The 26540-nt window shown below is 55.4% G+C and carries 22 protein-coding genes and 1 other RNA gene; 5 read left to right on the top strand and 18 right to left on the bottom strand.

Going from position 1 to position 26540, the window contains the following annotated elements; genetic code table 11:
- Window positions 1-20: 20 nt before the first annotated feature.
- Genes AC6I8B_RS08910 through sufA form a run of 7 tightly spaced genes read right to left on the bottom strand, consistent with a single transcriptional unit; the run spans window position 21 to window position 6683 of the window.
- Window positions 21-1046 carry a L,D-transpeptidase family protein gene (locus AC6I8B_RS08910; RefSeq protein WP_157352004.1) on the bottom strand — a complete coding sequence of 342 codons (1026 nt, stop codon included), beginning with the start codon at window positions 1044-1046 and terminating at the stop codon, window positions 21-23.
- Window positions 1047-1102: 56 nt separating this feature from the next.
- Window positions 1103-1519, bottom strand: coding sequence for a cysteine desulfuration protein SufE (gene sufE / locus AC6I8B_RS08905; RefSeq protein ID WP_010245623.1), 417 nt, complete (start codon window positions 1517-1519; stop codon window positions 1103-1105).
- Window positions 1520-1540: 21 nt separating this feature from the next.
- Complete coding sequence (gene sufS, locus AC6I8B_RS08900) at window positions 1541-2764, bottom strand: cysteine desulfurase SufS (protein WP_157352878.1); 1224 nt, start codon at window positions 2762-2764, stop codon at window positions 1541-1543.
- Window positions 2764-4044, bottom strand: a complete 1281-nt coding sequence (gene sufD, locus AC6I8B_RS08895) for a Fe-S cluster assembly protein SufD (RefSeq protein ID WP_052271702.1) — start codon at window positions 4042-4044, stop codon at window positions 2764-2766. Before sufD ends, sufS begins: the two co-directional genes overlap by 1 nt.
- Complete coding sequence (sufC, locus tag AC6I8B_RS08890) at window positions 4019-4765, bottom strand: Fe-S cluster assembly ATPase SufC (protein ID WP_010245631.1); 747 nt, start codon at window positions 4763-4765, stop codon at window positions 4019-4021. The genes sufD and sufC overlap by 26 nt, the downstream gene beginning before the upstream one ends.
- A 42-nt stretch (window positions 4766-4807) precedes the next feature.
- Window positions 4808-6301 carry a Fe-S cluster assembly protein SufB gene (sufB, locus tag AC6I8B_RS08885; RefSeq protein ID WP_010245634.1) on the bottom strand — a complete coding sequence of 498 codons (1494 nt, stop codon included), beginning with the start codon at window positions 6299-6301 and terminating at the stop codon, window positions 4808-4810.
- A gap of 7 nt (window positions 6302-6308) precedes the next feature.
- Window positions 6309-6683: a Fe-S cluster assembly scaffold SufA gene (gene sufA, locus AC6I8B_RS08880; RefSeq protein ID WP_010245637.1), complete on the bottom strand. Its 375-nt coding sequence runs from the start codon at window positions 6681-6683 to the stop codon at window positions 6309-6311.
- A gap of 388 nt (window positions 6684-7071) precedes the next feature.
- On the opposite strand from sufA, the gene AC6I8B_RS08875 reads away from it, so the two are divergent.
- Entirely contained in the window at window positions 7072-7476 is a 405-nt protein-coding gene (locus tag AC6I8B_RS08875; protein WP_010670035.1) for a hypothetical protein, read from the top strand.
- A gap of 33 nt (window positions 7477-7509) precedes the next feature.
- Here AC6I8B_RS08875 and ydiJ read toward each other — a convergent pair whose 3' ends face one another.
- Window positions 7510-10563 (bottom strand): D-2-hydroxyglutarate dehydrogenase YdiJ, encoded by a 3054-nt coding sequence (gene ydiJ, locus AC6I8B_RS08870; protein WP_157352001.1) that lies wholly within the window; start codon window positions 10561-10563, stop codon window positions 7510-7512.
- Between the two features lie 205 nt (window positions 10564-10768).
- Here ydiJ and ydiK point away from each other — a divergent pair, with 205 nt between their 5' ends.
- Window positions 10769-11887: an AI-2E family transporter YdiK gene (ydiK, locus tag AC6I8B_RS08865; RefSeq protein ID WP_010670033.1), complete on the top strand. Its 1119-nt coding sequence runs from the start codon at window positions 10769-10771 to the stop codon at window positions 11885-11887.
- A 292-nt stretch (window positions 11888-12179) separates the two neighbouring features.
- An RNA gene (rprA, locus tag AC6I8B_RS08860) (antisense sRNA RprA) lies at window positions 12180-12287 on the top strand.
- Window positions 12288-12356: 69 nt separating this feature from the next.
- Here the strand turns inward: rprA and ppsA are convergent.
- Window positions 12357-14741: a phosphoenolpyruvate synthase gene (gene ppsA / locus AC6I8B_RS08855; protein ID WP_497817700.1), complete on the bottom strand. Its 2385-nt coding sequence runs from the start codon at window positions 14739-14741 to the stop codon at window positions 12357-12359.
- 437 nt (window positions 14742-15178) lie between these two features.
- Between ppsA and ppsR the strand changes: the two genes are divergently transcribed.
- Both ppsR and AC6I8B_RS08845 read left to right on the top strand, forming a co-directional pair.
- Window positions 15179-16006: a posphoenolpyruvate synthetase regulatory kinase/phosphorylase PpsR gene (ppsR, locus tag AC6I8B_RS08850; RefSeq protein WP_010245652.1), complete on the top strand. Its 828-nt coding sequence runs from the start codon at window positions 15179-15181 to the stop codon at window positions 16004-16006.
- Between the two features lie 151 nt (window positions 16007-16157).
- Entirely contained in the window at window positions 16158-17204 is a 1047-nt protein-coding gene (locus AC6I8B_RS08845; RefSeq protein WP_157351996.1) for a 3-deoxy-7-phosphoheptulonate synthase, read from the top strand.
- A gap of 7 nt (window positions 17205-17211) precedes the next feature.
- Here the strand turns inward: AC6I8B_RS08845 and AC6I8B_RS08840 are convergent, their stop codons facing one another.
- The 9 genes from AC6I8B_RS08840 to pheS form a co-directional block, all read right to left on the bottom strand.
- The gene (locus tag AC6I8B_RS08840; protein ID WP_010245658.1) at window positions 17212-18663 is read right to left on the bottom strand and encodes a protein adenylyltransferase SelO; all 1452 of its coding nucleotides are present in this window, start codon (window positions 18661-18663) and stop codon (window positions 17212-17214) included.
- 80 nt (window positions 18664-18743) lie between these two features.
- Window positions 18744-19490, bottom strand: a complete 747-nt coding sequence (locus AC6I8B_RS08835; protein WP_010670031.1) for an EAL domain-containing protein — start codon at window positions 19488-19490, stop codon at window positions 18744-18746.
- 295 nt (window positions 19491-19785) lie between these two features.
- A complete protein-coding gene (locus AC6I8B_RS08830) occupies window positions 19786-20244 on the bottom strand; it encodes a C40 family peptidase (RefSeq protein WP_010245666.1) in 459 nt (152 codons plus the stop codon).
- A gap of 68 nt (window positions 20245-20312) precedes the next feature.
- Entirely contained in the window at window positions 20313-21062 is a 750-nt protein-coding gene (gene btuD, locus AC6I8B_RS08825; RefSeq protein ID WP_157351994.1) for a vitamin B12 ABC transporter ATP-binding protein BtuD, read from the bottom strand.
- Window positions 21063-21608 (bottom strand): glutathione peroxidase, encoded by a 546-nt coding sequence (locus AC6I8B_RS08820; RefSeq protein WP_010670029.1) that lies wholly within the window; start codon window positions 21606-21608, stop codon window positions 21063-21065.
- 50 nt (window positions 21609-21658) lie between these two features.
- Window positions 21659-22642 carry a vitamin B12 ABC transporter permease BtuC gene (btuC, locus tag AC6I8B_RS08815; RefSeq protein WP_157351992.1) on the bottom strand — a complete coding sequence of 328 codons (984 nt, stop codon included), beginning with the start codon at window positions 22640-22642 and terminating at the stop codon, window positions 21659-21661.
- Between the two features lie 179 nt (window positions 22643-22821).
- Window positions 22822-23124: an integration host factor subunit alpha gene (gene ihfA, locus AC6I8B_RS08810; RefSeq protein ID WP_003853259.1), complete on the bottom strand. Its 303-nt coding sequence runs from the start codon at window positions 23122-23124 to the stop codon at window positions 22822-22824.
- Window positions 23125-23128: 4 nt separating this feature from the next.
- Window positions 23129-25516: a phenylalanine--tRNA ligase subunit beta gene (pheT, locus tag AC6I8B_RS08805; protein WP_497817699.1), complete on the bottom strand. Its 2388-nt coding sequence runs from the start codon at window positions 25514-25516 to the stop codon at window positions 23129-23131.
- 14 nt (window positions 25517-25530) lie between these two features.
- Window positions 25531-26514 (bottom strand): phenylalanine--tRNA ligase subunit alpha, encoded by a 984-nt coding sequence (gene pheS, locus AC6I8B_RS08800; protein WP_010245680.1) that lies wholly within the window; start codon window positions 26512-26514, stop codon window positions 25531-25533.
- Between the last annotated feature and the right edge of the window lie 26 nt (window positions 26515-26540).

The raw sequence follows: 26540 nt of genomic DNA, 5'->3' as shown, positions 1-26540 counted from the left end.
CTTCACAGGCACTTATCCGTTCAGGGCTGAACCGCGTTGCCCTCAGCCTGTGTCACCGGGCTATCAGCCCCCACAGACGCGCTCTCCAGCCCTGCAGGCGGCACCGTATCACTCTGCACCGGCTCCCCACTGCTGACTAGCACAGGCATGCCTGAGCGTCGCGCTAAGCTGGCTTTAATCAGCGCACTATCACTCTTCTCACTTTTCATAAACTGCTTCACTCCGGCAGTGAGTGCAATCGGCATGGTCTGTGGATCGTCCTTGTCGTTGCGTGACAGCGGCTGATGCACTTCCACGTAGCGTTTCCCATCCGGTTCTACAGCGTACTTCACCGGCTGATTGATGATCTGTACCCGCGTCCCTTTCGGGGCTGAGTTAAACAGCGCTTCGATATCTTCTGAACGCAGACGGATGCAGCCTGAACTGACGCGCATGCCGATGCCGAATTTCGCATTAGTGCCATGGATCAGATACTGGCCGGTGCCGCGCGCCAGACGCATGGCAAACTGCCCCATCGGGTTATCCGGTCCGGCGGGGACCACGCCAGGCAGCGTAATGCCCTCTTTGGCGTAGCGTTTGCGGATGTTCGCCGTGGGCGTCCAGGTGGGATTAGGGATCTTCTGGCTGATCTGCGTCACCATCACTGGCGTGGCCGCACCCAGCTGGCCAATGCCGATGGGATAGACAATGACCTTATCCTCCCCTTTGGGATAGTAGTAGAGACGCAGCTCGGCCAGATTCACCACAATCCCTTCGCGCGGCGTATCGGGCAGGATCATCTGTAGCGGCACCGTCAGCTGGGTGCCCGCTTTGGGCAGCCAGGGATCGGTACCGGGATTTGCCTCCAGCATGCTCAGCAGGCCGACCTGGTAGCGCGCCGCAATCGCTTCCAGAGGTTGATTATTGTCAGGAACCTGAGTCACGACGTTTTCGCCAATCAGGCGACTGTCAGGTGGTGGCAGCGGATATTCGGTGGCGAACGCGGGTGCAGAGAGCCCAAAGCAGGTCAGCAGCAATGCACCGGCTAAACGTAAAGCAGGTTTCATGCAATTTTCTCGTCAGATAAAAAAACAGACGCCGGATGGCGTCTGTGGAGTGTAACTTAGCTGAGGTTCTGAGCGGTATGGCGAATAGACCGAATCATCGCCTCCAGCCCCTGCGACCGGGTGGGCGTCAGGTGCTGCATCAGTGCCAGTTCGCCAAACCAGTGGCGCACATCCAGCGCCAGGATATCGGCGGGCGGCAGGTTCTGATAGAGGCTAAATACGATAGCAATCAAACCTTTAACAATAGCGGCATCGCTGTCGCCTTCAAACGCAATGGAACCATCCGCCTGCGGGGTCATTCTGATCCACACCTGACTCTGACAACCCGAAATCACGTTCTCCGGCTGGTGTAAGGTTTCAGAAGATTCCGGAAGCTTTGAACCCAGCTCAATAATGTAGAGGTACTTCTCTTCCCAGTTAGCACAACGGTTGAAGTTGCGAACCAGTTTCTCTTTTTCAGGCAAATTCGCCATCAGGGACTCCGTTAAAACTGTTCAGCCGCCCAGCAGACGATGAATGCGCGTCAAACCGGCAGCCAGACGATCTACTTCCTCTTCACTGTTGTAGAACGTGAAGGAGGCACGGCACATCGCCGGTACATTGTAATGCTGCATAAGCGGCATCGCGCAGTGATGTCCGGTGCGGATGGCAATGCCATATTGATCCAGGAAGCTGCCAACATCGTAGGCGTGGTGTTTACCGAGATTGAAGGCGATAACGCCAGCTCGTGACTGCGGACCGTAGATCTGGATATCCGGAACGGTGCCCAGCTTATCGAGCGCATAGTTCATCAGTGCCGTCTCGCGCTGATGAATCGTATCCAGTCCCAGCGCCTGCACATAGGCCATCGCCGCACCAAAGCCGATAATACCGCCGGTATTCGGCGTACCCGCTTCAAAGCGCCACGGCGCACTGTTCCAGGTGGTGCCGGTAGGCAGCATGACGCGCTCAATCATTGAACCGCCCCCTTCCCATGGTGGCATCTCATCCAGCAGCGCTTTGCAGCCGTAGAGAATACCCACGCCGTTCGGTCCATAGAGTTTATGGCTGGAGAAGGCGTAGAAGTCGCAGCCGATATCCTGCACATCAACCTTGTCATGCATCACCGCCTGGGCACCATCCACCAGCGTTACCACGCCAGCGGCTTTTGCCTGAGCAACGATCGCCTTAACCGGATTAACCGTGCCGAGCACGTTTGAAACATGCGTCACCGCCAGCAACCGCGTACGGCTGTCGATCAGCCCCGCCAATTGCTCCAGCGCCAGCTCACCGTTGTCATTTAATGGCAGGACACGCACTTCTGCGCCGGTGCGCTGGGCCAGCATCTGCCATGGAACGATATTGGCGTGATGCTCCATCTCAGTGATGATCAGGTTATCGCCAGCCTGGAGGTTACTGCTGCCCCAGGTGTTCGCCACCAGATTGATGCCTTCGGTGGTGCCTTTGACGAAGACAATCTCTTCCTGTGACTGCGCATTGATAAAACGGGCAGCCTGATCGCGCACGTTCTCCATGTCGCTGGTCGCCTGCTGGCTCAGCGTATGGATACCACGATGCACGGCCGCATAGCCGTGCTGATAGAAATGACTCTCGGCGTTAATCACCGAGAGTGGACGCTGTGCGCTGGCCGCACTGTCAAGATAGGCCAGCGGATGACCGTTGACCTCACGCTTCAGGATAGGAAAATCAGCCCTGACGCGTTCGAGATCGAAGTTCATCATATGTCGCCTCCGGGAAAACGTTGCGCGATACGCTGCAGCACGGCCTGACGCATCACCTCATTTTCCAGTGTTTCGGTCAGTTCTGCGGCAAAAGCATGAATAATCATGGTCTGTGCAGCATCCTGCTCAATACCGCGCGAACGCAGGTAGAACATCTGCTCATCATCAATACGACCGATGGTGGCACCGTGGCTGCACTTGACGTCATCCGCATAAATTTCCAGCTGCGGTTTGGTATCGACTTCTGAGAGCTTGCCCAGCAACAGGTTGTTGTTGGTCATCTGCCCGTCTGTCTTCAGCGCATGCTGTGCCACTTTAATGTGGCCGTTAAACACCGCACGGCCTTTGTCGCGCACGATGGTTTTATGCATCTGGCGGCTGACGCAGTGGCCCTTGTTGTGCTCCAGGTAAGTACGGGTATCCGCCACTTCCTGTTTCACCGGCAGCACCAGGCTGTTGATCGCCAGCGTGGTGTTTTCGCCGTTCAGCTGGGTACTGGTGTTGTGACGCGACAGTCCGGCACCCAGCAGGAAGCTGGTGCTGCTGACCTGGCCATCGTTGCCAATGACCAGATCGTTATGCGCAAAGTGATAGCTGGCGCTGCTTTCAAAGGCCAGCTTCGTGTGCGTCAGTTTTGCATTGTCGCCTACCGCAAAGGTAAAGCGCGTGCCGGTGAAATGGGCGCGCTCATCCAGTGAAACGTAGTGCTCAATCACTTCCGCTTCGGCACTCTCTTCCAGCTGCAGGTGATGACGATAGTGAACTGTGTTCATACCCGTCTGCTGACCGCTGGTGATATGCAGCAGATAGACCGGACGCGCAGCGGATTTACCGCGTGCCAGACGCAGGGTCGTCACCTCTTCAGCCAGACTCTCTGTCAGATGCAGGAAGACTTCAGGCTGAACCGCAGCAGGCAGCGGACGGCGCTCGGCGGCCACGCTGTGCTGAACCTCAAACAGTTCGCAGTCGCGACTGCTGAAGGCTGGCTGGAACTGACCGTCAACATAGACCAGACGGATCGCATCCAGCGGCAGCGCCAGTGCATCAACCTGTTCAGCGCTCAGGGTCTGCGGCGCGTCAGGCAGTACAAACTGCTGTGACAGTAAGGTGTCCAGCGGCGTGTACTTCCAGTTTTCGTGCTTGCGGGTTGGCAGGCCAACGCGCATCAGTTGCTGCCAGTGCTGCTGTGCCTGCAGAGAACGCACGTCGCCACGCGACTCAAACAGGTGATGCCACTGTTGCAGCGCAGAATCACTCTTCGTCGGTAAGCCAGCCATAACCTTGCTCCTCCAGCTGTTTCACCAGCGAGAAGTCGCCAGATTTCACGATTTTGCCCTGATACAGAACATGAACGAAGTCTGGCTTGATGTAATCCAGAATACGCTGGTAGTGGGTCACGATGATAAAGGCACGCTTCTCGTCGCGCAGGCTGTTTACGCCATTCGCCACGATTTTCAGCGCATCGATATCCAGGCCTGAGTCGGTCTCATCCAGGATGCAGAGCTCTGGCTCCAGTGCCGCCATCTGCAGGATGTCGTTACGCTTCTTCTCACCGCCGGAGAAACCAACGTTGACTGAGCGGGTCAGCAGATCTGCGGGCATCTTCAGCAGCTCAATTTTCTCTTCAATGAAGTCCTGGAAATCGAAGCGATCCAGCTCTTCCTGCTGACGATATTTGCGTACCGCATTGACCGAGGTCTGTAAAAAGAACTGGTTGCTGACGCCCGGAATTTCTACCGGATACTGGAATGCCATAAAGATGCCTTCACCGGCGCGCTCTTCAGGGGCCAGTTCCAGCAGATCTTTACCTTTGAAGCTGACCGAACCGCCGGTTACTTCATAATCTTCACGGCCTGCCAGCGTCGCTGACAGGGTGCTTTTACCTGAGCCGTTCGGGCCCATGATGGCATGTACTTCGCCGGGTTTAATTTCGAGATTCAGGCCACGCAGAATGGCTTTATCTTCAACACTGACCTGCAAATCTTTAATGCTTAACATACTTATTCCTTCACATTGCTTCCGGCAACGCGTGTGACGGCATCAGCCCACACTGTGCTCAAGGCTGATGGCTAACAATTTCTGGGCTTCCACAGCAAATTCCAGTGGCAACTCCGAGAATACGTCTTTACAGAAGCCGTTCACGATCATCGAGATGGCGTCTTCTTCACTGATACCGCGTTGCAGACAGTAGAACATCTGATCTTCGCCGATACGTGATGTCGTAGCTTCATGCTCAAGCTGAGCAGTATTGTTGCGGGTCTCCACATACGGGAAAGTATGTGCGCCGCAATCAGGACCGATCAGCATCGAGTCACACTGCGTAAAGTTACGGGCATTGGTCGCGGTTGGCATGATTTTCACCAGCCCGCGATAGGTGTTCTGACTTTTACCGGCCGAAATCCCTTTGGAGATGATGGTCGATTTGGTGTTTTTACCAATGTGGATCATCTTGGTGCCGGTATCGGCCTGCTGACGACCACTGGTCAGTGCCACTGAGTAGAATTCACCCACTGAATAGTCCCCGCGCAGAATGCAGCTTGGGTATTTCCAGGTGATAGCAGAGCCGGTTTCAGACTGTGTCCAGGACATCTTGCTATGGTCGCCTTCACACAGCGCGCGCTTGGTTACGAAGTTCAGGATACCCCCCTCACCTTCGCCGCCTGGGAACCAGTTCTGAACCGTCGAATATTTCACTTCGGCATTTTTGTGGATGATGACTTCCACCACGGCCGCGTGCAGCTGATAGGTGTCACGCACTGGCGCTGAACAGCCTTCGATGTAGCTGACGTAGCTGTCTTCATCGGCAATCAGGATGGTGCGTTCGAACTGACCGGTTTTCGCTGCGTTGATGCGGAAATAGGTCGACAACTCCATCGGGCAACGCACCCCTTTCGGGATATAAACGAAGGTGCCGTCAGAGGCGACCGCCGAGTTCAGCGCCGCAAAGAAGTTATCGTTCGCCGGAACAACCGTGCCGAGATACTGCTTCACCAGCTCCGGGTGCTCCTGGATCGCTTCGCCAAAGGAACAGAAGATAATCCCCTGCTCCGCCAGCTTGCCGCGATAGGTGGTCGCCACCGAAACGGAGTCAAAAATGGCGTCAACCGCCACTTCACGGCCTTCGCGCACCGGGACACCCAGCTGATTAAAGGCGTTTTCCACTTCCTGCGTCAGATAATCGCTGGCTGGCGCGCTGCCTGAAGCCTGCAGTGCACCGGGTTCTGACGCACAACTGTCATCACAGTTGCCGCAGGAAGGCGCGGAGTAGTAGCTGTAATCCTGGTAGTCGAGTTTTTCGTAGTGCGCTTTCAGCCAGTGTGGCTCTTCCATTTCAAGCCAGGCACGAAACGCTTTAAGACGAAACTCCAGCATCCACTCTGGCTCGTTACGCTTGGCCGAGATCGCCCGCACCACATCTTCATTGATGCCGTTGGCAAATTCTTCGGTTTGCAGTTGGGTAAAGAAGCCCTCTTTGTAGTTGAGCTTGCCTTCCCAGATTTGTACATCGTCAGATGTTTCGCTGTGTCGTGACATATTTCACTTACTCGACGCCAAAGCTCTCACCGCACCCGCAGGCGTGCTGAGCTTTAGGGTTATTGAATTTAAAAATCTGATTCAGGCCTTCACGAACGTAGTCCAGTTCGGTGCCATCAACGAATGGCATCGCCTGTAGCGGCACAAACAGCGTTGCGCCATGGAATGAGAACTGCAAATCATCCTCGACTGGCTCTTTCACCAGATCCATGACGTAACCAAACCCGGCGCAGCCGGATTGTTTTACGCCGAGCCGCAGACCCTTGACATCGGGGTCCTGAGCCGCCAGATTGAGAATTTGTTGCGCTGCGGTTTCAGTCAGCGTCAGCCCTTTCCAGACAAAATCGTCGGGTGAGAAAGAGTCTGTATTAACGGATGCCATGTTGATACCTCTTGAGTCCGGACCTTTTCAGGCTATCCCCCTATGGTAGTGATCTGACCAATCACTTCAACCTCTTGTTTTGCAGGGATAATCATCTTGTGCGGTTTTATTTGCTTAATTATTAAGCATAGCCTCTTCAGCTCACCTTGTGGTGAGCGCGTCAGCATAAATAAGCCAGTGTTAACCTATTAATAAATCACTCTTTTTTAAATAACTATTTTTGATAAAAATGCTTATTGATAGGTTACGCCTTTCTGCGATGTAAACAGATTGTTATTTCCGATTATACCGACAGGCAGGATAAATCGATAAATTTTTCTGCCCGCCAATTGCAATCACAGCTCAATTGAATATGATAATTATTATCATTCACATTCAGGGTGGCGTTATGACGCTTTCTGTCTCAGCCTGGCTGCAGCACAAAATCGACGAATATCAGTTTGCGGTGCGTGATATCACCGTCGACTTTTATATGGCGCAGGCAAAGCTCGACCGGGCCGACTGCACGATTCATCAGCTACGTCAGTTTAACGATGCCTGTCAGGATATGGCAGAAATCTGCCAGTTGAACGGTGACGACCAGAGTTACCTGCATGCCATGGGTAAACTGCATCACCGACTGGTGCAGGAGATGGGAAACAGCGATCGCGATCGCCTGTTTCGCCTTCAGGCTTATCAACTGGCGCGATTGTCCCTGACCCGCCTCTGCCATCAACTGGCAATGGTCGGGGAGTGGAACCAGGCCACTGCGCTGCAAAGTGACTTCATGCGTCACGCAGGCTGGATATTCTAATCCAGCCAGGGCGTGACGTCGCGCACAATTTTTTTACATTAGCTCTAACAATGCCTGAAGTGGATGACGCATTCCGTTGCCCTCTACACGCTTGACCTGACTGCGGCACGAATAGCCAGTGGCCAGGCAGCGCTGGCGTGGCAGGCGCTGAAGCTGGGGATGCCAGGAGAGCGCGTAGATCCCCAGCGAGTTTTCAAGGTTCTTACTTTCGTGACCGTATGTGCCAGCCATACCGCAGCAGCCAACATTGATGTTCTCCAGCTTCGCGCCAAAACGGGAGAAGATCGCCTGCCACTGATTCGGGGTGGAGGGCAGCGCGGTCACCTCGGTGCAGTGCGCAAACAGATACCAGGATTCTCCGCCCGTGGCCTGCACGTCACGCTCTGCCAGTGCACGCTCTAACCACTCATGTACCAGCAGGACGTTAAAGTCGCCGCGTGATTCGCCCAGCGTCTGACGATACTCATCACGATAGCAGAGCACCGTAGCCGGATCGACACCGACCATGGGCAACCCCAGTTTTGCCACCCGATTCAGGAAATCGGCGGTGCGGGACGCCGTGCGGGCGAAACGTTGCAGGAAGCCTTTCACATGTTGCGCTTTGCCATTTGGCGAGAATGGCAGGAGCACGGGCCGATAGCCCAGTTTCTCAATCAGCCTGACAAAATCGTTAACCAGCTGCGCCTCATAGAAGCTGGTAAAGGGATCCTGCACCACCAGCACACAGTTTGCGCGTTCAGCGGCTGACAGCCCTTCCATCTGCTCCAGCGTCATGTTCATGGCGGGATGACCACTGAGCTGCTGTTTCAGATTTGGGGCCGAAAGCAGAGGCAGATCGACCATACCGATATGGGTTTTACTTATCTCTTTCAGCCACGGCTGGCGCAGGAAGAAGTTAAACACTTTCGGTGCTTTTGCCATCAGCGGCGCGTAGCCCTCCACTGCAGCCACCAGGTGATCGCTGACCGGACGCAGATAACGGGTATGGTAAAGCTGTAAGAAGCGCGAGCGGAAAGCGGGCACGTCAATTTTAATCGGACACTGGGTGGAGCAGGCTTTGCAGGCCAGACAGCCCGACATCGCCTCTTTCACCTCGTGCGAGAAGTCATACTCCCCTTTGCTGGCGTGCCAGCTATTGCGGGTACGGGTAATAAGGGTGCGAAGCGACAGCCGATTTTCAGGCAGCTGCTTTTCCAGGGTGAGCGGATCGACGCCCTGCCCGGCCAGCAGCCGCAGCCACTCCCGCGTCAGTGTTGCCCGCCCTTTGGGCGAGTGAATGCGGTTGCGGGTGATCTTCATGGAGGGACACATCGGGCTGCGGGCATCAAAGTTAAAACACAACCCATTGCCGTTACACTCCATCGCGCCTCGCCATTCATCCCGGACCGTTAACGGGATCTGACGATCATAGGTTCCGCGCTTCACCGCATCGACCTGCATCATTTCATCATTACTGTTGTATGGCGTACAGATCTTGCCCGGGTTCAGGCGATTGAGCGGATCAAAGGCCGCTTTGATGCGGCGCAATTCGTTAAACAGCGTCTCACCGAAGAATGCCGGACTGTACTGGGCTCGAAACCCTTTGCCATGTTCACCCCACAGCAGGCCGCCGTAGCGCGCTGTCAGCGCTACGACTTCGTCGGAGATCTGCTTCATCATCATCTCCTGCTGCGGATCACACATATCCAGCGCCGGACGCACATGCAGTACGCCTGCATCGACATGGCCAAACATGCCGTAGCTCAGCCCGTGGCTGTCGAGCAGCGCGCGAAACTCGACGATGTAGTCCGCCAGTTTTTCCGGTGGAACCGCGGTATCTTCCACAAAGGGAATCGGTTTAGCCCGGCCTTTGGCATTTCCCAACAGACCCACCGCTTTTTTACGCATGTTATAGATACGCTCAATGCCATCCAAGTCGTTACAGAACTGATAGCCAATCACACCGCCCTGCTGCTGCGCCATCAGTGCGTCAAGGCGGCCACAAAGCTGTTCAATCTGCTGATCGATCAGCGCGGCGTTGTCGCCGGCAAACTCAACAATATTCAGACCCAGCATCTCTTTGTCGGGTACATCGGCGATCAATTCGCGCACCGAGTGCCAGACAATGTCTTCGCGCGCCAGGTTCAGCACCTTAGAGTCAACGGTCTCTACCGAGAGCGCCTGCGCTTCCACCATAAAAGGCGCATTGCGCAGAGCGGAGTCAAAGGAGTCATATTTGATATTTACCAGTCGGCGCACTTTAGGCAGCGGCGTGATATCAAGCCGCGCTTCCGTGACAAAGGCCAGCGTGCCCTCTGCGCCGCACAGCAGGCGCGTCAGGTCAAAGGTTTGCATATCGTCGCTGAAGACATGGCGCAGGTCATATCCGGTCAGGAACCGATTCAGCTTTGGAAACTTTTCCAGAATCAGCGCACGATGCTCGCGGCAGCGCGTCAGCACCTGCTGATAGAGCCGGCCTTCGGGCGTCGCCGTCTGCGCCAGGGTTTCAGCCAGCGCGGTGGCCATTGGACGCGTATCAAGGATATCGCCGCCCAGCAGCACGGCGCGCAGGCCCAGCACATGGTCCGAGGTTTTGCCATAGACCAGTGAGCCCTGGCCGGACGCATCGGTATTAATCATGCCGCCCAGCGTGGCACGGTTACTGGTGGATAACTCCGGCGAGAAGAAAAAGCCGAATGGCTTCAGCCAGGCGTTAAGCTGATCTTTGATCACCCCCGCTTCAACCCGCACCCAGCCCTCATCCGTATTGATCTCCAGGATACGGTTCATGTAGCGCGACATATCCACCACAATCCCCTGATTCAGCGACTGACCGTTGGTGCCGGTACCGCCGCCGCGCGGGGTAAATACCAGACTGGCAAAGCGCGCTTCTCCGGCCACGCGGGCGAGCAGCGCAACATCCGCAGTCGAGCGCGGAAAGAGCGCCGCGTCGGGCAGCAATTGATAGATGCTGTTATCGGTGGAGAGTGAGAGACGGTCGGCATAGCTGGTTGCCATGTCACCGGTAAAACCCTGCTCTTTCAACGACTCAAGGAACGTCAGCACCAGTTGAACGAGGCCCGGTGCCTGCGAAATCTGTGGGATCATGATTGTCTGACCGAAGGTGTTGTAAACGTTTGCGTTTATAGATTAGCGATTTCTCGTTTTATCATATTTTTCCTGCGCCTGCCCTTTTTTCAGAAAAGGCAAAAACCTTTCTCCGCAACTCTGTTTAAACCTCAGCAAATAGATCATGATAAAAACGGGCATCCGAATGCCTGAAAATGAAGGATTAAGACGAGGTTATGAGTCAATGATGAAAAGCCAGTACCGGGATATGGATTTACCGCAAATACTCTTCACCCTGATGTTCATCTTGCTGCTGATTGTCGCCTGTTTATGGGTCGTGCAGCCGTTTATTCTGGGCTTTGCCTGGGCCAGCATGGTGGTGATTGCCACCTGGCCATTGATGCTGAAATTCCAGCGACTGTTATGGGGACGCCGTTCCCTGGCGGTGATCGTGATGACACTGCTGCTGCTGCTGCTGTTTATTATCCCTATCGCCCTGCTGGTCAGCAGCCTGATTGATAACAGCGCGCCGGTGATTGCCTGGGTTACCCAGGGGCATATGATGCCGCGACTGTTATGGCTCAACGATGTCCCGATGGTCGGCAAGAAGCTTTATGTCAGTTATGACACGCTGGTGGCGAGCGGCGGTGCCGGCGTCATGGCGAAAATACAGCCCTATATCGGCCGTACCACCGGCTTTTTTGTCGCGCAGGCCGGTCATTTCGGACGCTTTATGATCCATCTGGGCGTGATGTTACTGTTCAGCGTGCTGCTTTACTGGCGTGGCGAACAGGCTGCCCAGGGCATTCGTCACTTTGCTTTCCGCATGGCGGGACGGCGCGGTGATGCCGCCGTACTGCTGGCGGCGCAGTCCATTCGTGCCGTGGCGCTTGGCGTAGTGGTGACGGCGCTGGTGCAGGGCGTGCTGGGCGGTATCGGTCTGGCGATCTCCGGCATTCCTTACGCCACGCTGTTGACGGTACTGATGATCCTCTGCTGTCTGGTACAGCTCGGCCCGCTACTGGTGCTGGTTCCCGCCATTATCTACCTCTACTGGAGCGGAGATACGACATGGGGAACGGTGCTGCTGGTCTGGAGCTGTGTGGTCGGCACGATGGATAACGTGCTGCGCCCGATGCTGATCCGTATGGGTGCCGATCTGCCGATGATCCTGATTCTTTCTGGTGTTATTGGTGGACTGTTTGCGTTCGGGATGATTGGTCTGTTTATCGGGCCAGTGGTTCTGGCGGTCTCTTATCGTCTGGTTTCCGTCTGGGTTCATGAAGCGCCTGCCCCGGATAGTGACCAACTGGCCGTGGCTGATGCCCTGGCGGATCACGATGATACCCCGCCTGCTGTATGATGGGATGCAATAACCCGCTGCGCCGCTACCCCCCATAAGCATTGATTAGTGCGGTTAATGATGATTAACCGCACCCCTTCTCTCAGATCAGATAAATTCTGTTTTCCATTAGCGATTTTTAAGAAAAAAGCCACCTTTGGCCTGAAAGTGACCTTTTCGGGCCAAAAAAGATTACTTTCTGCACTGTTTCTTAAGCCAAATGGCGAAGTAAAGGTCACAAAAGATTATTGGCTTTAAACTAATAAGAGGATTCTTAAAGACGCCAGCCAGCCGTATGAATAACATGTTTCCTATGTTCGAAATCAACCTGATGATTTTCAGACAATCTCATTCCCCTGAGTAGAGTAAAGAATTGCTGTGTGTAGTCTTTGCCCATCCCCTGTGATGGGCTTTTTTTTTGCCTGAATCTGACCAGATATAAACAGAAAAGGCCCGCATAGCGGGCCCTGAAGAGTGCTAACAACCCGTATCAGGCTGTTTTATTTAACTGTGCCAGACTCACCCAGGTCTCCACCACCGTGTCCGGGTTCAGTGACAGACTGTCGATGCCCTCTACCATCAGCCATGCGGCGAAATCCTGATGGTCTGACGGTCCCTGCCCGCAGATTCCGACATATTTCCCCTTCTGCTTCGCCGCCCTTATCGCCATTGAAAGCAGCATCTTCACGGCTTCGTTACGCTCGTCAAACAGCGCGGAGACGACGCCAGAGTCGCGGTCCAGCCCCAGCGTCAGCTGAGTCATGTCGTTTGAGCCAATAGAGAAGCCATCGAAGTGCTCCAGGAACTGATCCGCCAGCAGGGCATTGGACGGGATCTCGCACATCATAATGATCTTGAGCCCGTTCTCGCCGCGCTTCAGTCCCTGACGCCCCAGCTCTTCCACCACAGCCTTCGCCTGCTCAACGGTGCGCACAAACGGAACCATAATCTCGACGTTTGTCAGGCCCATCTCGTTGCGAACACGTTTCACCGCTTCGCACTCCAGTGCAAAGCAGTCCCGGAAGCTGTCAGCGACATAGCGACCCGCACCCCGGAATCCCAGCATCGGGTTTTCCTCTTCCGGCTCGTAGCGTTCTCCACCCACCAGGTTGGCATATTCATTGGTTTTAAAGTCAGAAAGTCGGACAATTACGCGTTTCGGCGCAAAAGCGGCGCCAAGCGTGGCAATTCCTTCAGTCAGGCGAGCGATATAAAACTCCACCGGATCATCAAATCCTTTCATCATTTTACGGATCTGCTGCTGCAGCTCCGGCGTCTGTTGGTCAAACTCCAGCAGCGCTTTAGGGTGGACGCCGATCATACGGTTAATGATAAATTCCAGCCGCGCCAGACCCACGCCTTCGTTAGGCAGACAGGCGAAATCAAAGGCGCGATCGGGGTTGCCCACGTTCATCATGATCTTCAGCGGCAGTTCAGGCAGTGAATCGACCTGCGAACTGGTGACGTCGAAGTCGAGCAGTTGATCATAGACGTAGCCGGTATCACCTTCGGCACATGAGACCGTGACGTTATGCCCCTCTTTCAGCCGGTCGGTGGCGTCACCACAGCCCACCACTGCCGGAATGCCCAGCTCACGCGCGATGATCGCAGCATGACAGGTCCGTCCGCCACGGTTAGTCACAATCGCTGATGCTTTTTTCATGATCGGTTCCCAGTCCGGGTCGGTCATGTCGGTCACCAGCACATCGCCTTTTTCAATGCGATTCATTTCGCTGATATCGTGGATGACCTTCACCACGCCTGCGCCAATACGATGACCGATAGCACGACCTTCCACGACGACGCTGCCCTGCCCCTGCAGCGTGTAACGCTCCATTACCTGACCATTTGAGCGTACGGTTTCAGGGCGCGCCTGAACAATAAACAGTTTGCCGGTGTGCCCATCTTTGGCCCACTCAATATCCATCGGGCGCTGATAATGCTGTTCAATCAGCACCGCCTGCTTCGCCAGCGCCTGCACTTCCTCATCGCTCAGGCAGAAACGGTCGCGTTCGGCCTCAGGCACATCTTCGATCCGCACCTGCTCGCCATGCGCCTGGGAATCGGCATAGACCATGCGAACCTTTTTCGAGCCCATATTGCGGCGCACAATCGACGGACGATCGGCTGCCAGGGTTGGCTTGTGCACATAGAACTCATCCGGGTTAACGGCACCCTGCACCACCATTTCCCCCAGCCCCAGTGCGGCGGTGATAAAGACCACCTGATCAAAGCCGGACTCGGTATCAATGGTGAACATCACACCCGAGGCGGCCAGGTCTGAACGCACCATGCGCTGTATTCCCGCTGAGAGCGCAACGCCACGATGGTCATAGCCCTGATGCACACGGTAGGAGATAGCGCGGTCATTAAACAGCGAGGCGAAGACATGCTTTACCGCCACCATGACGGCGTCGATGCCCTGTACATTCAGGAAGGTTTCCTGCTGGCCGGCAAAAGAGGCGTCAGGCATATCTTCTGCGGTTGCAGAGGAGCGCACGGCAAACGACGCGGCATCATCATCAGCAGAAAGCTGCTTATAGGCGTCCAGAATGGCGGCCTCCAGCTCGGGCAGGAACGGTGTCTCCACGACCCACTGACGAATCTGCTTACCCGCTTTTGCCAGCGCATCAACGTCATCAATATCGGTCTCATCCAGCAGCGCATAAATACGCTGATTCAGCCCGCTTTGATCGAGGAACAGGTTAAAGGCGTAGGATGTGGTCGCGAAACCATTGGGCACGGAAACGCCCAGCGACGACAGATTAGTAATCATTTCACCCAGAGAGGCATTTTTGCCCCCCACCCGGTCAACATCATGCATGCCAAGCTGGTTATACCAGAGCACGAGTGGCTGTTCGCCTTTACTGGACATTGAGCTTATCCTTTATCAATTATCAATGAATGGACACAGGGAGTAATCTGTCTTCAGCCTGGCATATCACCCTCTCAATAACGATCTGTTGAATCGTTAAAGCAGAATTTCAGCCACAGTTTCGGAATTGTGAGCGCATTATTTTGCTGTTGCGCAAAGTCGCCTTTTTTCTCTAAATGATTGATGCCACAGGAAATGGCAGATTTTCAGCCACTTAAGCATTCTGTTTTGTTGCGCAACAACTGCGTGGCTACTTGCGGCTTAACGACAGATTAAAAAGAATGCTGGCTCAACGAGCCACCCTTTCATTTTTAGTATCGTGATGAAACGACAGACAAATAATCCGGACAGACATTCCAGAAATTAAAATCAGAGATGATTTATTTAATCGCATGGCCCATGCTGAATGCTCACTCTTGTCTGAGGCTGATTTCGTTATGACAACTGACAGAAGCGTTTTTTATATCTCCGATGGTACGGCCATTACGGCTGAGGTGCTGGGTCATGCGGTGCTGTCGCAGTTTCCGGTCAATATCACCAGCCTGACGCTGCCGTTTGTGGAAAATGTTCAGCGGGCGCTGGCGGTTAAAGCCCAGATTAACGCGCTCTATCAGCAGAGCGGTGTCCGGCCGCTGGTCTTTTTCTCCATCGTGACGCCGGAAGTGCGCGACATCATCGTACAGAGTGACGGCTTTTGTCAGGATATCGTCCAGGCGCTGGTCGCCCCGCTTCAGCAGGAGCTGGGGTTATCGCCCGCGCCGGTGGCACACCGTACCCATGGACTGGATGCCAGTAACCTGGGTAAATATGACGCACGTATCGCGGCCATCGATTACACCCTGGCGCATGATGACGGCATCTCGCTGCGCGGGCTGGAAGATGCGCAGGTGATTCTGTTAGGCGTCTCGCGCTGTGGCAAAACCCCCACCAGCCTCTATCTGGCAATGCAGTTTGGTATTCGCGCCGCCAACTATCCATTCATTGCCGACGATATGGATAACCTTAAACTCCCGCCCGCGCTGCGCGCGCATCAGAATAAACTGTTCGGGCTGACCATCGACCCGGAACGGCTGGCTGCGATACGTCAGGAGCGGGCGGAAAATACCCGTTACGCCTCGATGCGTCAGTGCCGGCTGGAGGTGGGCGAAGTGGAAGCGCTGTTTCGCACTCATCAGATCCGCTATCTCAACAGCACCAACTACTCCGTGGAGGAGATTGCGACCAAAATTCTCGACATTATGGGCCTGACTCGCCGCATGTACTGATGGGTAACCGGCGCTGAACTGTAAAGCGGCGCTGCCGTCGCTTTTGATTTCATTATTAAATTCCGGGTTGAATTCGCAGACTAATGGTTTATTGTGACCACCATCACTTCCCGGTATTTCACCGCTGCGAAGAACCGTTTTCGAGAAACCCATGAACAAAACCGACGAACTGCGTACCGCACGCATTGGTAGTCTGATTACCCCCGCCAGCCTGGCGGCTGAGCATCCTGTCTCTCCGGCAATTGCCGACAATGTCACCGCTGCCCGTAAACGTATTGCCCGTATTCTGACGGGTGAAGATCCCCGCCTGCTGGTGGTGATTGGCCCCTGCTCGCTGCACGACCCGAAAGCGGCGCTGGAATATGCTGAGCGTCTGAACGCGTTACGCAGCCGCTATGAAGATCGGCTGGAGATTGTGATGCGCGCCTACTTTGAAAAGCCGCGCACCGTAGTGGGCTGGAAAGGCTTAATCTCCGATCCGGATCTGGATGGGAGCTACGATGTGAACCGCGGCATAGGCATCGCCCGCCAGCTGCTGATTGATATCAACGCGCTGGGCCTGCCTACCGCCACGGAATTCCTGGATATGGTGATCGGCCAGTTTATTGCCGATCTGATTAGCTGGGGCGCGATTGGCGCACGCACCACCGAAAGCCAGATTCACCGCGAAATGGCATCGGCCCTCTCCTGCCCGGTCGGCTTTAAAAACGGCACCGATGGTAACGTACAGATTGCCGTGGATGCGATTCGCGCCGCGCGCGCCAGCCACATGTTCCTTTCGCCCGATAAGCTGGGCCAGATGACTATCTATCAGACCAGCGGCAACCCGCATGGTCATGTGATCCTGCGTGGCGGCAAACAGCCTAACTATCATGCCAGTGATGTCGCCGCCGCAGCCGAAAGTCTGTGGGCGTTTAATCTGCCTCAGCAGCTGGTGATCGACTTCAGTCACGGTAACTGCCTGAAGCAGCATCGTCGTCAGATGGATGTCGCGGCAGAGGTGGCAGAACAGATTAAAGCGGGATCGCAGGCCGTTGCCGGTGTGATGATTGAAAGCTTCCTGGAAGAGGGCAATCAGAAAGTCGTCAGCGGCGAACCGCTGGTCTATGGCAAGTCGATTACCGATCCCTGCCTCGGCTGGCAGGAGAGCGAAAAGGTGCTCGCCCTGCTGGCCGAGGCGGTTTCTCACCGCCTCTGAGTCTGCATCAGCTGGAGCAGCTCACTTCCAGGGTTTTGCCCCAGTCTGGCGGCCGCTGACGATATTCAGCGGCTGTCTGATCGCTAAAGGGTTGCTGTAACGCCTGATGCAGACGTGCCAGCGCCCCCTGCTCTCCCCGCTCCGCCTCTTCAATCGCCTGCTGAGCCAGATAGTTGCGCAGAATCACCGCCGGATTGGCCGCCTTCATCACGGCCTGACGTTCTGCATCGCTGACCTGCTCATCCATCAGACGGCTGCGGTAGCGCTGATACCAGCTATCAAACGCCTCACGATCGATAAACTCATCCCGCAGCGGTGAACGGCTGTCAGCCTGTTGCGTCTCACTGAGCAGGCGGAACGTCAGGGTGTAATCGCTATGCTCCTGCGTCATCAGTGCCAGCAGATCGGTCAGAATCTCATTATCGCTGCTCTGCTGCGTCAGCAGACCGAGTTTCGCCCGCATCCGTTCGCCCCAGACCCGCATCAGTTCAGGTTCGTAGGCGCTCAGTGCCGTCCGCAACTGCTCGGTGGTCAGCAGACCCGACAGCGCATGTGCCAGCCGGTTAAGATTCCACATACCGATCATTGGCTGATTTTCAAAGCTGTAGCGCCCCTGATAGTCGCTGTGATTACAGATGAAGTCAGGCTGATAATCATCCAGAAAACCAAAGGGGCCATAGTCGATGGTCAGGCCCAGAATCGACATGTTGTCCGTGTTCATCACTCCATGAGCAAAGCCCACGCTCTGCCACAGCGCAATCAGACGCGCAGTGCGTAACACAATGTCGGTAAACCACTGTTGATAGCGGTCTGCTTCAGCGTCCAGATGCGGCCAGTGATGGCGAATGGCGTAGTCGGCCAGTTGCTGCACTTTCTCCTGCTGCTGGCTGTAAAAGAAATGCTCGAAATGACCGAAACGCAGATGACTCGGTGAAATGCGCATCAGCATCGCGCCACGCTCTGTTGTTTCGCGGTAGACCGGCTCATCACCTATCGACAGCGTCAGCGCACGCGTGGTGGGAATGCCCAGATGATGCAGCGCTTCCGAGGCGAGAAACTCACGCACGCTGGAACGGATCACGGCACGACCATCCCCCATGCGGGAATAAGGCGTCAGGCCTGCGCCCTTGAGATGCCAGTCCAGCTTGCTGCCATCCTCCAGACGCTGCTCACCCAGCAGAATGCCGCGCCCGTCGCCAAGCTGGCCCGCCCAGACGCCAAACTGATGGCCGCTGTAGACCTGCGCCAGCGGCTGCATGCCGGGCAGCAGTGCGGCACCGTGCCAGACGGCATGCCCCTTATCGGCAAAGAGCGCGCTATCCAGCCCCATTGAGGCTGCAAGCGGTGCGTTATGATACAGCAGGCGTCCGCCTGCCAGTGGCGTGGGGTTCAGCGCGGTGTAACACCCGGTAAGTTCACGGAACCAGGTGTTGTCAAAAGAGGCCTTGCCTGAGGACATTGTTTCTCCCATGCGATGCTCAGCGTTACTTAAGGTTAGTCCTCTAGTGTAACGCTGATAGCGGGGATTAACAGGAAGTATCAGCCGGGATGCTGCGCGGATGGCACACGATCGTCGGCGCAGATCAGCGAACGCAGCGCGTCAGATTTTACCACCGGGAAGAGCGCACCCTGAAACTCAGCACCGCTCAGCTGGCTGACTTTATCCAGCAGCACGTCGTCATCAATGCCACAAATAATGAGCCGGTCACAATGGGCGCGGAAATTATCGATAATGCTCTGAATAAATGGCACGAATGAAGCGCGCTTTGCCAGCGAATGAATAAACTCTTTGTCCAGGCAGATACAGCTGAATAAATTATCGTAGACTGCATTAGAGGGGGTCTTACCCGCGCCGAAATGAGAAATCGCTAAATTAAACTCAGCATGCAGGCTTGCCAGCAGGGGATTATTTTTTCCCAGTTTTAGTTGCGGAAACGTTTCAGTGATATTCAACAGAATGAATGGCAACTGCTTTATTTTGCGCATCACTAATTCGCTGGCCAGCAGCGTCCGGGCCATGCCTTCATCAATACGTATAAATGCTGACACGGAATGCGCTTCAAAAAAGCCGCGATTCTGCTCCAGCAATCCAATCTGACTTTGCAGCAGGCGCAGCTGCTGCGACTCATCGAGCTGCGGCAGCAACAGATCCTGCGGCAGGGTGATGGGGGCACTTTCATGCACAAACTGCGTGACCAGCTCGACAGCAGTCAGTCGCCCATTAACATCACAGACAGGATAAAACCAGATTTCCGACTGATAGTCGGCCGAAAGATGAATTTTCATTTTAATGCCAGAATATGCGGCGATGGGGATATCGTATAGTAATGGTCAGGCGCAGGCAATAGTGCCAAATCATTGAAGAGACGAACTTCTTTACTCTTCCATTGCCGTTTGGCAGCAGGCGATCACCCTTAAGCCAAATAGTAGCGATAAAACAGCGGTTATTAGTGGAATTAAATAAGCGTTTATTATGTTTATTAAAACCCACGCTCAATAACTGTCATTTAAAATAAACCTTTTACTCTCTGTTTTAACTCTATTTAAAATTGGACTTAAGTCTGATTCCCCGGACCTGCGTTTAAATACGACGCGCCTGCCAGAACACTTTTCGCCAGTAGACATTGTCGAGCGAGGAGCGGATGACGCCCTGGCTGGTTGAGGCATGAATAAAGGCGTTATCGGTGTCATAAATGCCCACATGCAGGCCATTCTCCCCGCGACCGGTTTTGAAGAAGACCAGATCGCCTGGCAGCAGCTCGTCTTTGCTGATTCGGGTGCCGATATCGCTTTGAGCTGAGGTGGTGCGCGGCAGTTGCAGCGCAAATTTATCGCGGAAAGTCAGATAGACAAAGCCGGAGCAGTCAACCCCGTTACGACTCATGCCGCCATAGCGATAAGGCGTACCACGCCAGTTACCGAGCTGATCGTTCAGTTCCGCAATCACGGTGATCGAATCGGAAAGACGGCCATTAATCGGCGGAGCGTGATGACTGCATCCCGTCAGCAGCAGAACTAAAATCAGCAAACCCAGGCGCATCGCCAAATGTCCTTATCAGAAGTTGCAACCGGCTTAATGTAGCGGTAAAGCCCGCCGGGTAGCAAGTGTCAGGGCAATACGGTCAGCAGCGTGCGTCCTTCAAGTTCAAGCTGCCGGAAAGCAATCTGGTAGAGCGGTGTCAGGCGCTGCGGCGTCAGAACCTCAGCCGGTTCACCCTGGGCTATCAACGCTCCCTGATCCATCAACCAGACCCGATCCGCCTGTTGCAGGCTGTGGTTGAGGTCGTGACTGCTGGCGATAACGCTGATGCCCGCCGCGCACAGGTCGGCAATCAGATCGTCCACCGCTTTTTGCTGGGCGATATCCAGCGCGGTCATGGGCTCATCAAGGATCAGCAGCCGCCCGTGTGGATTGATGTGAGGATCAATCTGCATAAAGACCGCCGCCAGCCTGACGCGCTGCCATTCACCACCGGAGAGCCGGGTCAGTGAACGCGATAACTTATCCTGCAGCTGAAGCCGTTTCAGCAGCGTGCTGAGGCGATCGTCTGTCTGCCCCGCCGCCTGTTTCAGATGCAGACGCAAATAGTGCCAGACCGGCATCTGACTCAGCGGTGCCTGCTGCTGAGGCAGCCAGCCGCGAACCCGGGCCATCGCCGCGCCGTTCCAGTCACTCAGCGGCTGTTCGTCCAGCAGCACCGTGCCGGAGGCGGGTTGCAGTCCCGCAATCACACTGAGTAAGGTGCTTTTGCCTGCACCGTTCGGGCCTGCCACGTGCAGCAGCTGACCGGCGGCAAGCTCACCGGTCAGTGGCAGCAGCCGTCCGGGGACGGCGGCCTGTTGCAGGCGCAACAGCATCTATTTTGCCAGCGCCTGCTTAATGGTTTCCAGAATGATCGGATCTTCCGGCGTCATGTCAGGTGCAAAACGCTGGATCACGCTGCCGTCACGGCCAATAAGGAATTTTTCGAAGTTCCACAGAATGTCGCCCTGCTCTTTCGGCGCGCGTCCTTTGCTCTCCATACGCTCGTAAAAGCCGCTGCCTTCCGGGCGCACCGCGTCAGGTCGGGCAGCGATCAGCTGAGCATAGAGCGGATGACGGCCTGCGCCATTCACCTCGGTTTTGGCAAACATCGGGAACGTGACGCCATACGTGGTGCTGCAGAAGGTTTTAATCTCCTCACTGCTGCCCGGCTCCTGCTCCAGAAACTGGTTGCAGGGAAAACCGAGTACGCTGAAGCCCTGATCCTGCCAGGCTTTCTGCAGATTCTCCAGCTCTTCATATTGCGGCGTCAGACCACATTTCGAGGCAACATTGACCACCAGCAGTACCTTGCCCTGCCATTGTGACAGCGTGGTTTTTTCCCCATCGAGCGTAACCAGTTCAGTTTGATAAATGTTCATGCTGTTTCCTGTTGTGGATGCTGTTGTGGATGCAGAGTCGCCAGCCGAAACTAGCGTGAAGATTTCACCAGTAAAATAATAAACAGCGGCGCGCCCAGGGTCGCCGTCACGACGCCTATCGGTAATTCCGCCGACGTCAGCGCCAGGCGTGCCACAATATCGGCTGCCAGTAATACACCGGCGCCAGCCAGCGCCGATGCCGGCAGCAGATAACGGTGATCGCTGATGCCGCTCATACGCAGCAGATGCGGGATCACCAGTCCGACAAAGCCAATAGCACCGGCCATCGCGACGCTGATGCCGACCAGCCAGCCCATGGCGAGCACCAGCAGGTTACGCCAGTAGAAGAGAGACAGTCCGAGCTGGCGGGCAGATGTCTCGCCCAGCGCCAGCAGATTAAGAATCTGCCCGGTCGCCCCCAGGGCCAGCATCACCGGCAGCAGCGCCAGCATCATGCAGCCATAGCGCCAGTCAATCCCGCTGAATCCCCCCATCATCCAGTACATCAACTGACGCAGATCGAGGCTGGTGCTGAAGTAGACCGCCCAGGTCATGATGGCACTACAGATAATCCCCAGCGCCACGCCGGTAAGCAACAGTCGGGTGACCGAGAGCTGACGATGGGCAAAATGCAGCAGGATGAGCGTAATAATCAGCGCACCGGCCATCGCCGCCAGCCCAAGGCTCCACAGCGAGCCGCTGCCCAGCAGCACGCCAAGCACCAGGCCAATACCGGCACCGTTCGAGACGCCGAGCAGGCCGGGCTCCGCCAGCGGATTTGTAAACAGCGCCTGCATCACCACACCGCATACCGCCAGCGACGCACCGACCAGCACCACCGCCAGGCTGCGGGGCAGCCGCAACTGCCAGACAAAGAGCCTGCCGCTTTCCGTGAACCAGTCTGAGGGCGCGATCCAGCTGTCACCGGCACACAGGCTGAGACAGAGCAGTGCCGAGAGCATAAGTGCTAACACAATAAGCCATTTCTGGCCGCGCTGGTCGGCCTGGCGCGCGAGCTGGTCGAGCAGAGACATAAGCGGGATTAGCTGAGAAAACAGAGATTTGATTGTAGAGGGATTGCAGAAAAAAGAAAGGCAGATGAGGCGGTTTGCTCTTTGCCGTCAGGGAGATTAACGGGCGCGGGAAGCGGGATTACTGCGTACTGAAACCATGAAAAAAGGCCGCTTGCGCGGCCTTTTTGAAACGCTGAAATTCAGTCAGTCTCTTTGGGTGTAGCGTTCTCTACGCGGCTTTTCAGCTTCTGTCCTGGGCGGAACGTTACTACGCGACGCGCAGTAATCGGAATATCTTCACCCGTTTTCGGGTTTCTGCCAGGACGCTGGTTTTTGTCACGCAGGTCAAAATTACCAAACCCAGACAGTTTTACCTGTTCTCCATTCTCCAAAGCGCGACGTACCTCTTCGAAAAACAGCTCAACTAACTCTTTGGCATCGCGTTTGCTCAGCCCGAGTTTCTCAAACAGGTACTCTGACATCTCAGCTTTTGTAAGCGCCATAGGTTCAATCCCTCAAGGTTGCCTGGAATCGCTCTTTTAATGCCGCAACGCATTTGCCAACGGTCGCGGCAATCTCCTCTTCTTCGAGTGTCCGGCTGGTATCCTGCAAAATCAGGCTGATTGCGAGGCTCTTGTAGCCCTCAGAAACGCCCTTACCGCGGTACACGTCAAACAAGTTTACGCCAACTACCTGATTTACGCCAACTTTCTTACACTCCGCGATGATATCTGCTGCGGGGACGTTTTCAGCCACCACAACGGCAATATCACGACGGTTCGCCGGGAAGCGAGAAATCTCGCGCGCGTCAGGCAGGACGCGGTCTGCGACCTTATTCCAAAGCAGTTCAAAGACTAAGGTGCGGCCATTGAGATCAAGCTTACGTTCCAGCTCAGGATGAACCACGCCGATAAATCCGATATGTTCATCATGCAAATAAATCGCCGCGCTCTGTCCTGGATGCAACGCCGGATTCGCTTCAGCACGGAAGCTGATGTCATCCAGTTTGCCGGTTAAATCGAGCAGCGATTCTAAATCGCCTTTCAAATCATAGAAGTCAACTGTCTGACGCGCCAGATCCCAGTGCTCTTCAACGCGGTTACCGCTGATGACGCCAGCCAGCATAAGATCCTGACGGATGCCCAAATCTGCCTGGGTATCCGGCACAAAGCGTAAGCCGCTCTCAAACAGGCGCACGCGGCTCTGCTGACGGTTCTGGTTGTAGACTACCGCGCTGAGCAGGCCGGTCCAGAGTGAGAGACGCATGGTCGACATATCGCTGGAGATTGGGCTCGGCAGCAACAGCGCCTCTTCACCCGGGTGCAGCAGCTGCTGAATTTTCGGATCGACGAAGCTATAGGTAATCGCTTCCTGATAGCCCTTATCCACCAGCAGGTTTTTCGCGCGCTTCAGCGACAGATTCGCTTCGCGATGCTGAGTCATCACCAGACCCGCCTGTACCGGCACATCCGGAATGTTGTTGTAGCCATAAATACGGGCCACTTCTTCAACCAGATCTTCTTCAATCGCCATATCGAAGCGCCAGCTCGGGGCGACGGCCTGCCACTGCCCTTCTCCCACGGTCACTTCACAGCCGAGACGCGTCAGAATGTCAGTCACCTGCTCATCCGCGATCACGTGGCCAATCAGACGGTCCAGCTTTTCACGACGCAGCGGGATCGTCGCTGGCACAGGCAGGGCTGCCTGATGAGTCTGATCGATGATCGGGCCCGCTTCACCGCCGCAGATTGACAGCAGCAGCTGGGTAGCACGCTCCAGTGTGGTGTGTTGCAGCGCCGGGTCAACACCACGCTCGTAGCGATGTGACGCGTCGGTATGCAGACCATGACGACGGGCGCGGCCGGTAATAGAGAGCGGATCAAAGTAAGCGCACTCGAACAGGATATTCTGCGTTTCGCCGTTCACGCCCGAATGTTCGCCACCAAAGATACCAGCCATCGCCAGCGCTTTCTGATGATCGGCGATCACTAAGGTATCACTCTGCAGGCTGGCTTCAGTGCCATCCAGCAGCGTCAGCTTTTCGCCCTCTTTCGCCATACGCACCACGATACCACCGTCGATGCGGTCGAGATCGAAGGCGTGCATCGGCTGACCCAGCTCCAGCAGAACGTAGTTAGTGATATCCACCACCGGATCGATAGAACGAATACCACAACGACGCAGCTTCTCTTTCATCCACAATGGCGTGGCAGCAGCAACGTTTATGCCTTTTACTACACGGCCCAGATAGCGTGGACAGGCTTCTGTCGCGTCAACCTGAATCGGGAAAGTGTCGTTCAGCGTCGCAGCGACCGGCTGCATCTCCGGCACGTTCAGTGGCAAACCGTTGAGGACGGCGACATCACGGGCGATACCGATCAGACCCAGACAGTCAGCGCGGTTAGGCGTGACGCTGATTTCGATGGTGTTGTCATCAAGCTGCAGGTAGGCGCGGATGTCGGTGCCAATCGGCGCATCGGCTGGCAGTTCGATGATGCCGTTGTGGTCGTCGGAAATCCCCAGCTCGGAGAAAGAGCAGAGCATGCCTTCAGACGGCTCGCCACGCAGTTTGGCCGCTTTGATTTTGAAATCACCTGGCAGCACGGCGCCGACGGTGGCAACCGCGACTTTCAGTCCCTGACGGCAGTTCGGCGCGCCACAGACGATATCCAGCAGGCGATCGCCGCCCACATTGATTTTGGTCACACGCAGCTTGTCTGCATTCGGGTGCTGGCCGCACTCCACCACTTCCCCGACCACGACGCCGTGGAACGCACCGGCAACCGGATCAACGCCGTCAACTTCCAGACCGGCCATAGTGATTTGTTCAGACAGCGCAGCGCTGTCCAGGGCTGGATTTACCCATTCGCGTAACCAGAGTTCACTGAATTTCATTGGATATCCTGCCCTTACTTAAATTGTTTGAGGAAACGTAAATCATTTTCAAAGAAGGCACGCAGATCGGTCACGCCGTAGCGCAACATGGTCAGACGCTCCATGCCCATACCAAAGGCGAAACCGGAGTAGACTTCCGGATCGATGCCGACATTACGCAGCACGTTAGGGTGAACCATGCCGCAACCCAGCACTTCCAGCCACTTGCCGTTTTTACCCATGACGTCTACTTCTGCTGATGGCTCAGTAAACGGGAAATAGGAAGGACGGAAACGAATCTGCAGATCTTCTTCGAAGAAGTTGTTCAGGAAATCGTGCAGCGTGCCTTTCAGATTGGTAAAGCTGATATTTTTATCCACAATCAGCCCTTCCATCTGATGGAACATCGGGGTATGGGTCTGATCGTAATCGTTACGGTAGACGCGGCCTGGCGCAATAATGCGAATCGGCGGCTGCTGAGCCTTCATGGTACGGATCTGCACGCCGGACGTCTGGGTACGCAGCAGGCGCGTGGCGTCAAACCAGAAGGTATCGTGATCGGCACGGGCCGGGTGATGGGCAGGAATATTCAGCGCATCGAAGTTATGATAATCATCTTCAATTTCTGGACCGGTTACGACGCCAAAGCCTAACTCACCAAAGAAGGTCTCAATGCGATCCATGGTGCGGGTTACCGGATGCAGGCCGCCATTCTCAATGCGACGACCAGGCAGAGAGACATCAATGGTCTCTTCAGCCAGACGGGCATTCAGCACCGCAGCTTCCAGGGCATCTTTGCGCGCATTCAGACGCTCAGTCACCTGCTGCTTCGCTTCATTGATTACCGCACCCGCTGCCGGGCGCTCTTCGGCTGGCAGCTCGCGTAACGTAGTCATCTGCAGTGTCAGATGTCCTTTCTTACCCAGGTATTCGACGCGCACCGCGTCAAGGGCGGCGATATCCGTCGCCCCGTCGATGGCCGCCGTGGCGCTGGCCACCAGTTCTGCGAGTTGGGACATAGTTTCCTCTTTTTCCAGTCAGGCTG

The organism is Pantoea sp. X-Soil-ISGK-285, assembly GCF_059730815.1.
The sequence above is the reverse complement of the archived record's forward strand: the minus strand, read 5'-3'. Positions and strand labels throughout refer to the sequence as shown.

Bases quoted from the DNA above. Each gene is read 5' to 3' on its own strand.
- AC6I8B_RS08910 (WP_157352004.1), bottom strand. From the start codon at position 1,046: ATGAAACCTGCTTTACGTTTAGCCGGTGCATTGCTGCTGACCTGCTTT.
- sufE (WP_010245623.1), bottom strand. From the start codon at position 1,519: ATGGCGAATTTGCCTGAAAAAGAGAAACTGGTTCGCAACTTCAACCGT.
- sufS (WP_157352878.1), bottom strand. From the start codon at position 2,764: ATGAACTTCGATCTCGAACGCGTCAGGGCTGATTTTCCTATCCTGAAG.
- sufD (WP_052271702.1), bottom strand. From the start codon at position 4,044: ATGGCTGGCTTACCGACGAAGAGTGATTCTGCGCTGCAACAGTGGCAT.
- sufC (WP_010245631.1), bottom strand. From the start codon at position 4,765: ATGTTAAGCATTAAAGATTTGCAGGTCAGTGTTGAAGATAAAGCCATT.
- sufB (WP_010245634.1), bottom strand. From the start codon at position 6,301: ATGTCACGACACAGCGAAACATCTGACGATGTACAAATCTGGGAAGGC.
- sufA (WP_010245637.1), bottom strand. From the start codon at position 6,683: ATGGCATCCGTTAATACAGACTCTTTCTCACCCGACGATTTTGTCTGG.
- AC6I8B_RS08875 (WP_010670035.1), top strand. From the start codon at position 7,072: ATGACGCTTTCTGTCTCAGCCTGGCTGCAGCACAAAATCGACGAATAT.
- ydiJ (WP_157352001.1), bottom strand. From the start codon at position 10,563: ATGATCCCACAGATTTCGCAGGCACCGGGCCTCGTTCAACTGGTGCTG.
- ydiK (WP_010670033.1), top strand. From the start codon at position 10,769: ATGATGAAAAGCCAGTACCGGGATATGGATTTACCGCAAATACTCTTC.
- ppsA (WP_497817700.1), bottom strand. From the start codon at position 14,741: ATGTCCAGTAAAGGCGAACAGCCACTCGTGCTCTGGTATAACCAGCTT.
- ppsR (WP_010245652.1), top strand. From the start codon at position 15,179: ATGACAACTGACAGAAGCGTTTTTTATATCTCCGATGGTACGGCCATT.
- AC6I8B_RS08845 (WP_157351996.1), top strand. From the start codon at position 16,158: ATGAACAAAACCGACGAACTGCGTACCGCACGCATTGGTAGTCTGATT.
- AC6I8B_RS08840 (WP_010245658.1), bottom strand. From the start codon at position 18,663: ATGTCCTCAGGCAAGGCCTCTTTTGACAACACCTGGTTCCGTGAACTT.
- AC6I8B_RS08835 (WP_010670031.1), bottom strand. From the start codon at position 19,490: ATGAAAATTCATCTTTCGGCCGACTATCAGTCGGAAATCTGGTTTTAT.
- AC6I8B_RS08830 (WP_010245666.1), bottom strand. From the start codon at position 20,244: ATGCGCCTGGGTTTGCTGATTTTAGTTCTGCTGCTGACGGGATGCAGT.
- btuD (WP_157351994.1), bottom strand. From the start codon at position 21,062: ATGCTGTTGCGCCTGCAACAGGCCGCCGTCCCCGGACGGCTGCTGCCA.
- AC6I8B_RS08820 (WP_010670029.1), bottom strand. From the start codon at position 21,608: ATGAACATTTATCAAACTGAACTGGTTACGCTCGATGGGGAAAAAACC.
- btuC (WP_157351992.1), bottom strand. From the start codon at position 22,642: ATGTCTCTGCTCGACCAGCTCGCGCGCCAGGCCGACCAGCGCGGCCAG.
- ihfA (WP_003853259.1), bottom strand. From the start codon at position 23,124: ATGGCGCTTACAAAAGCTGAGATGTCAGAGTACCTGTTTGAGAAACTC.
- pheT (WP_497817699.1), bottom strand. From the start codon at position 25,516: ATGAAATTCAGTGAACTCTGGTTACGCGAATGGGTAAATCCAGCCCTG.
- pheS (WP_010245680.1), bottom strand. From the start codon at position 26,514: ATGTCCCAACTCGCAGAACTGGTGGCCAGCGCCACGGCGGCCATCGAC.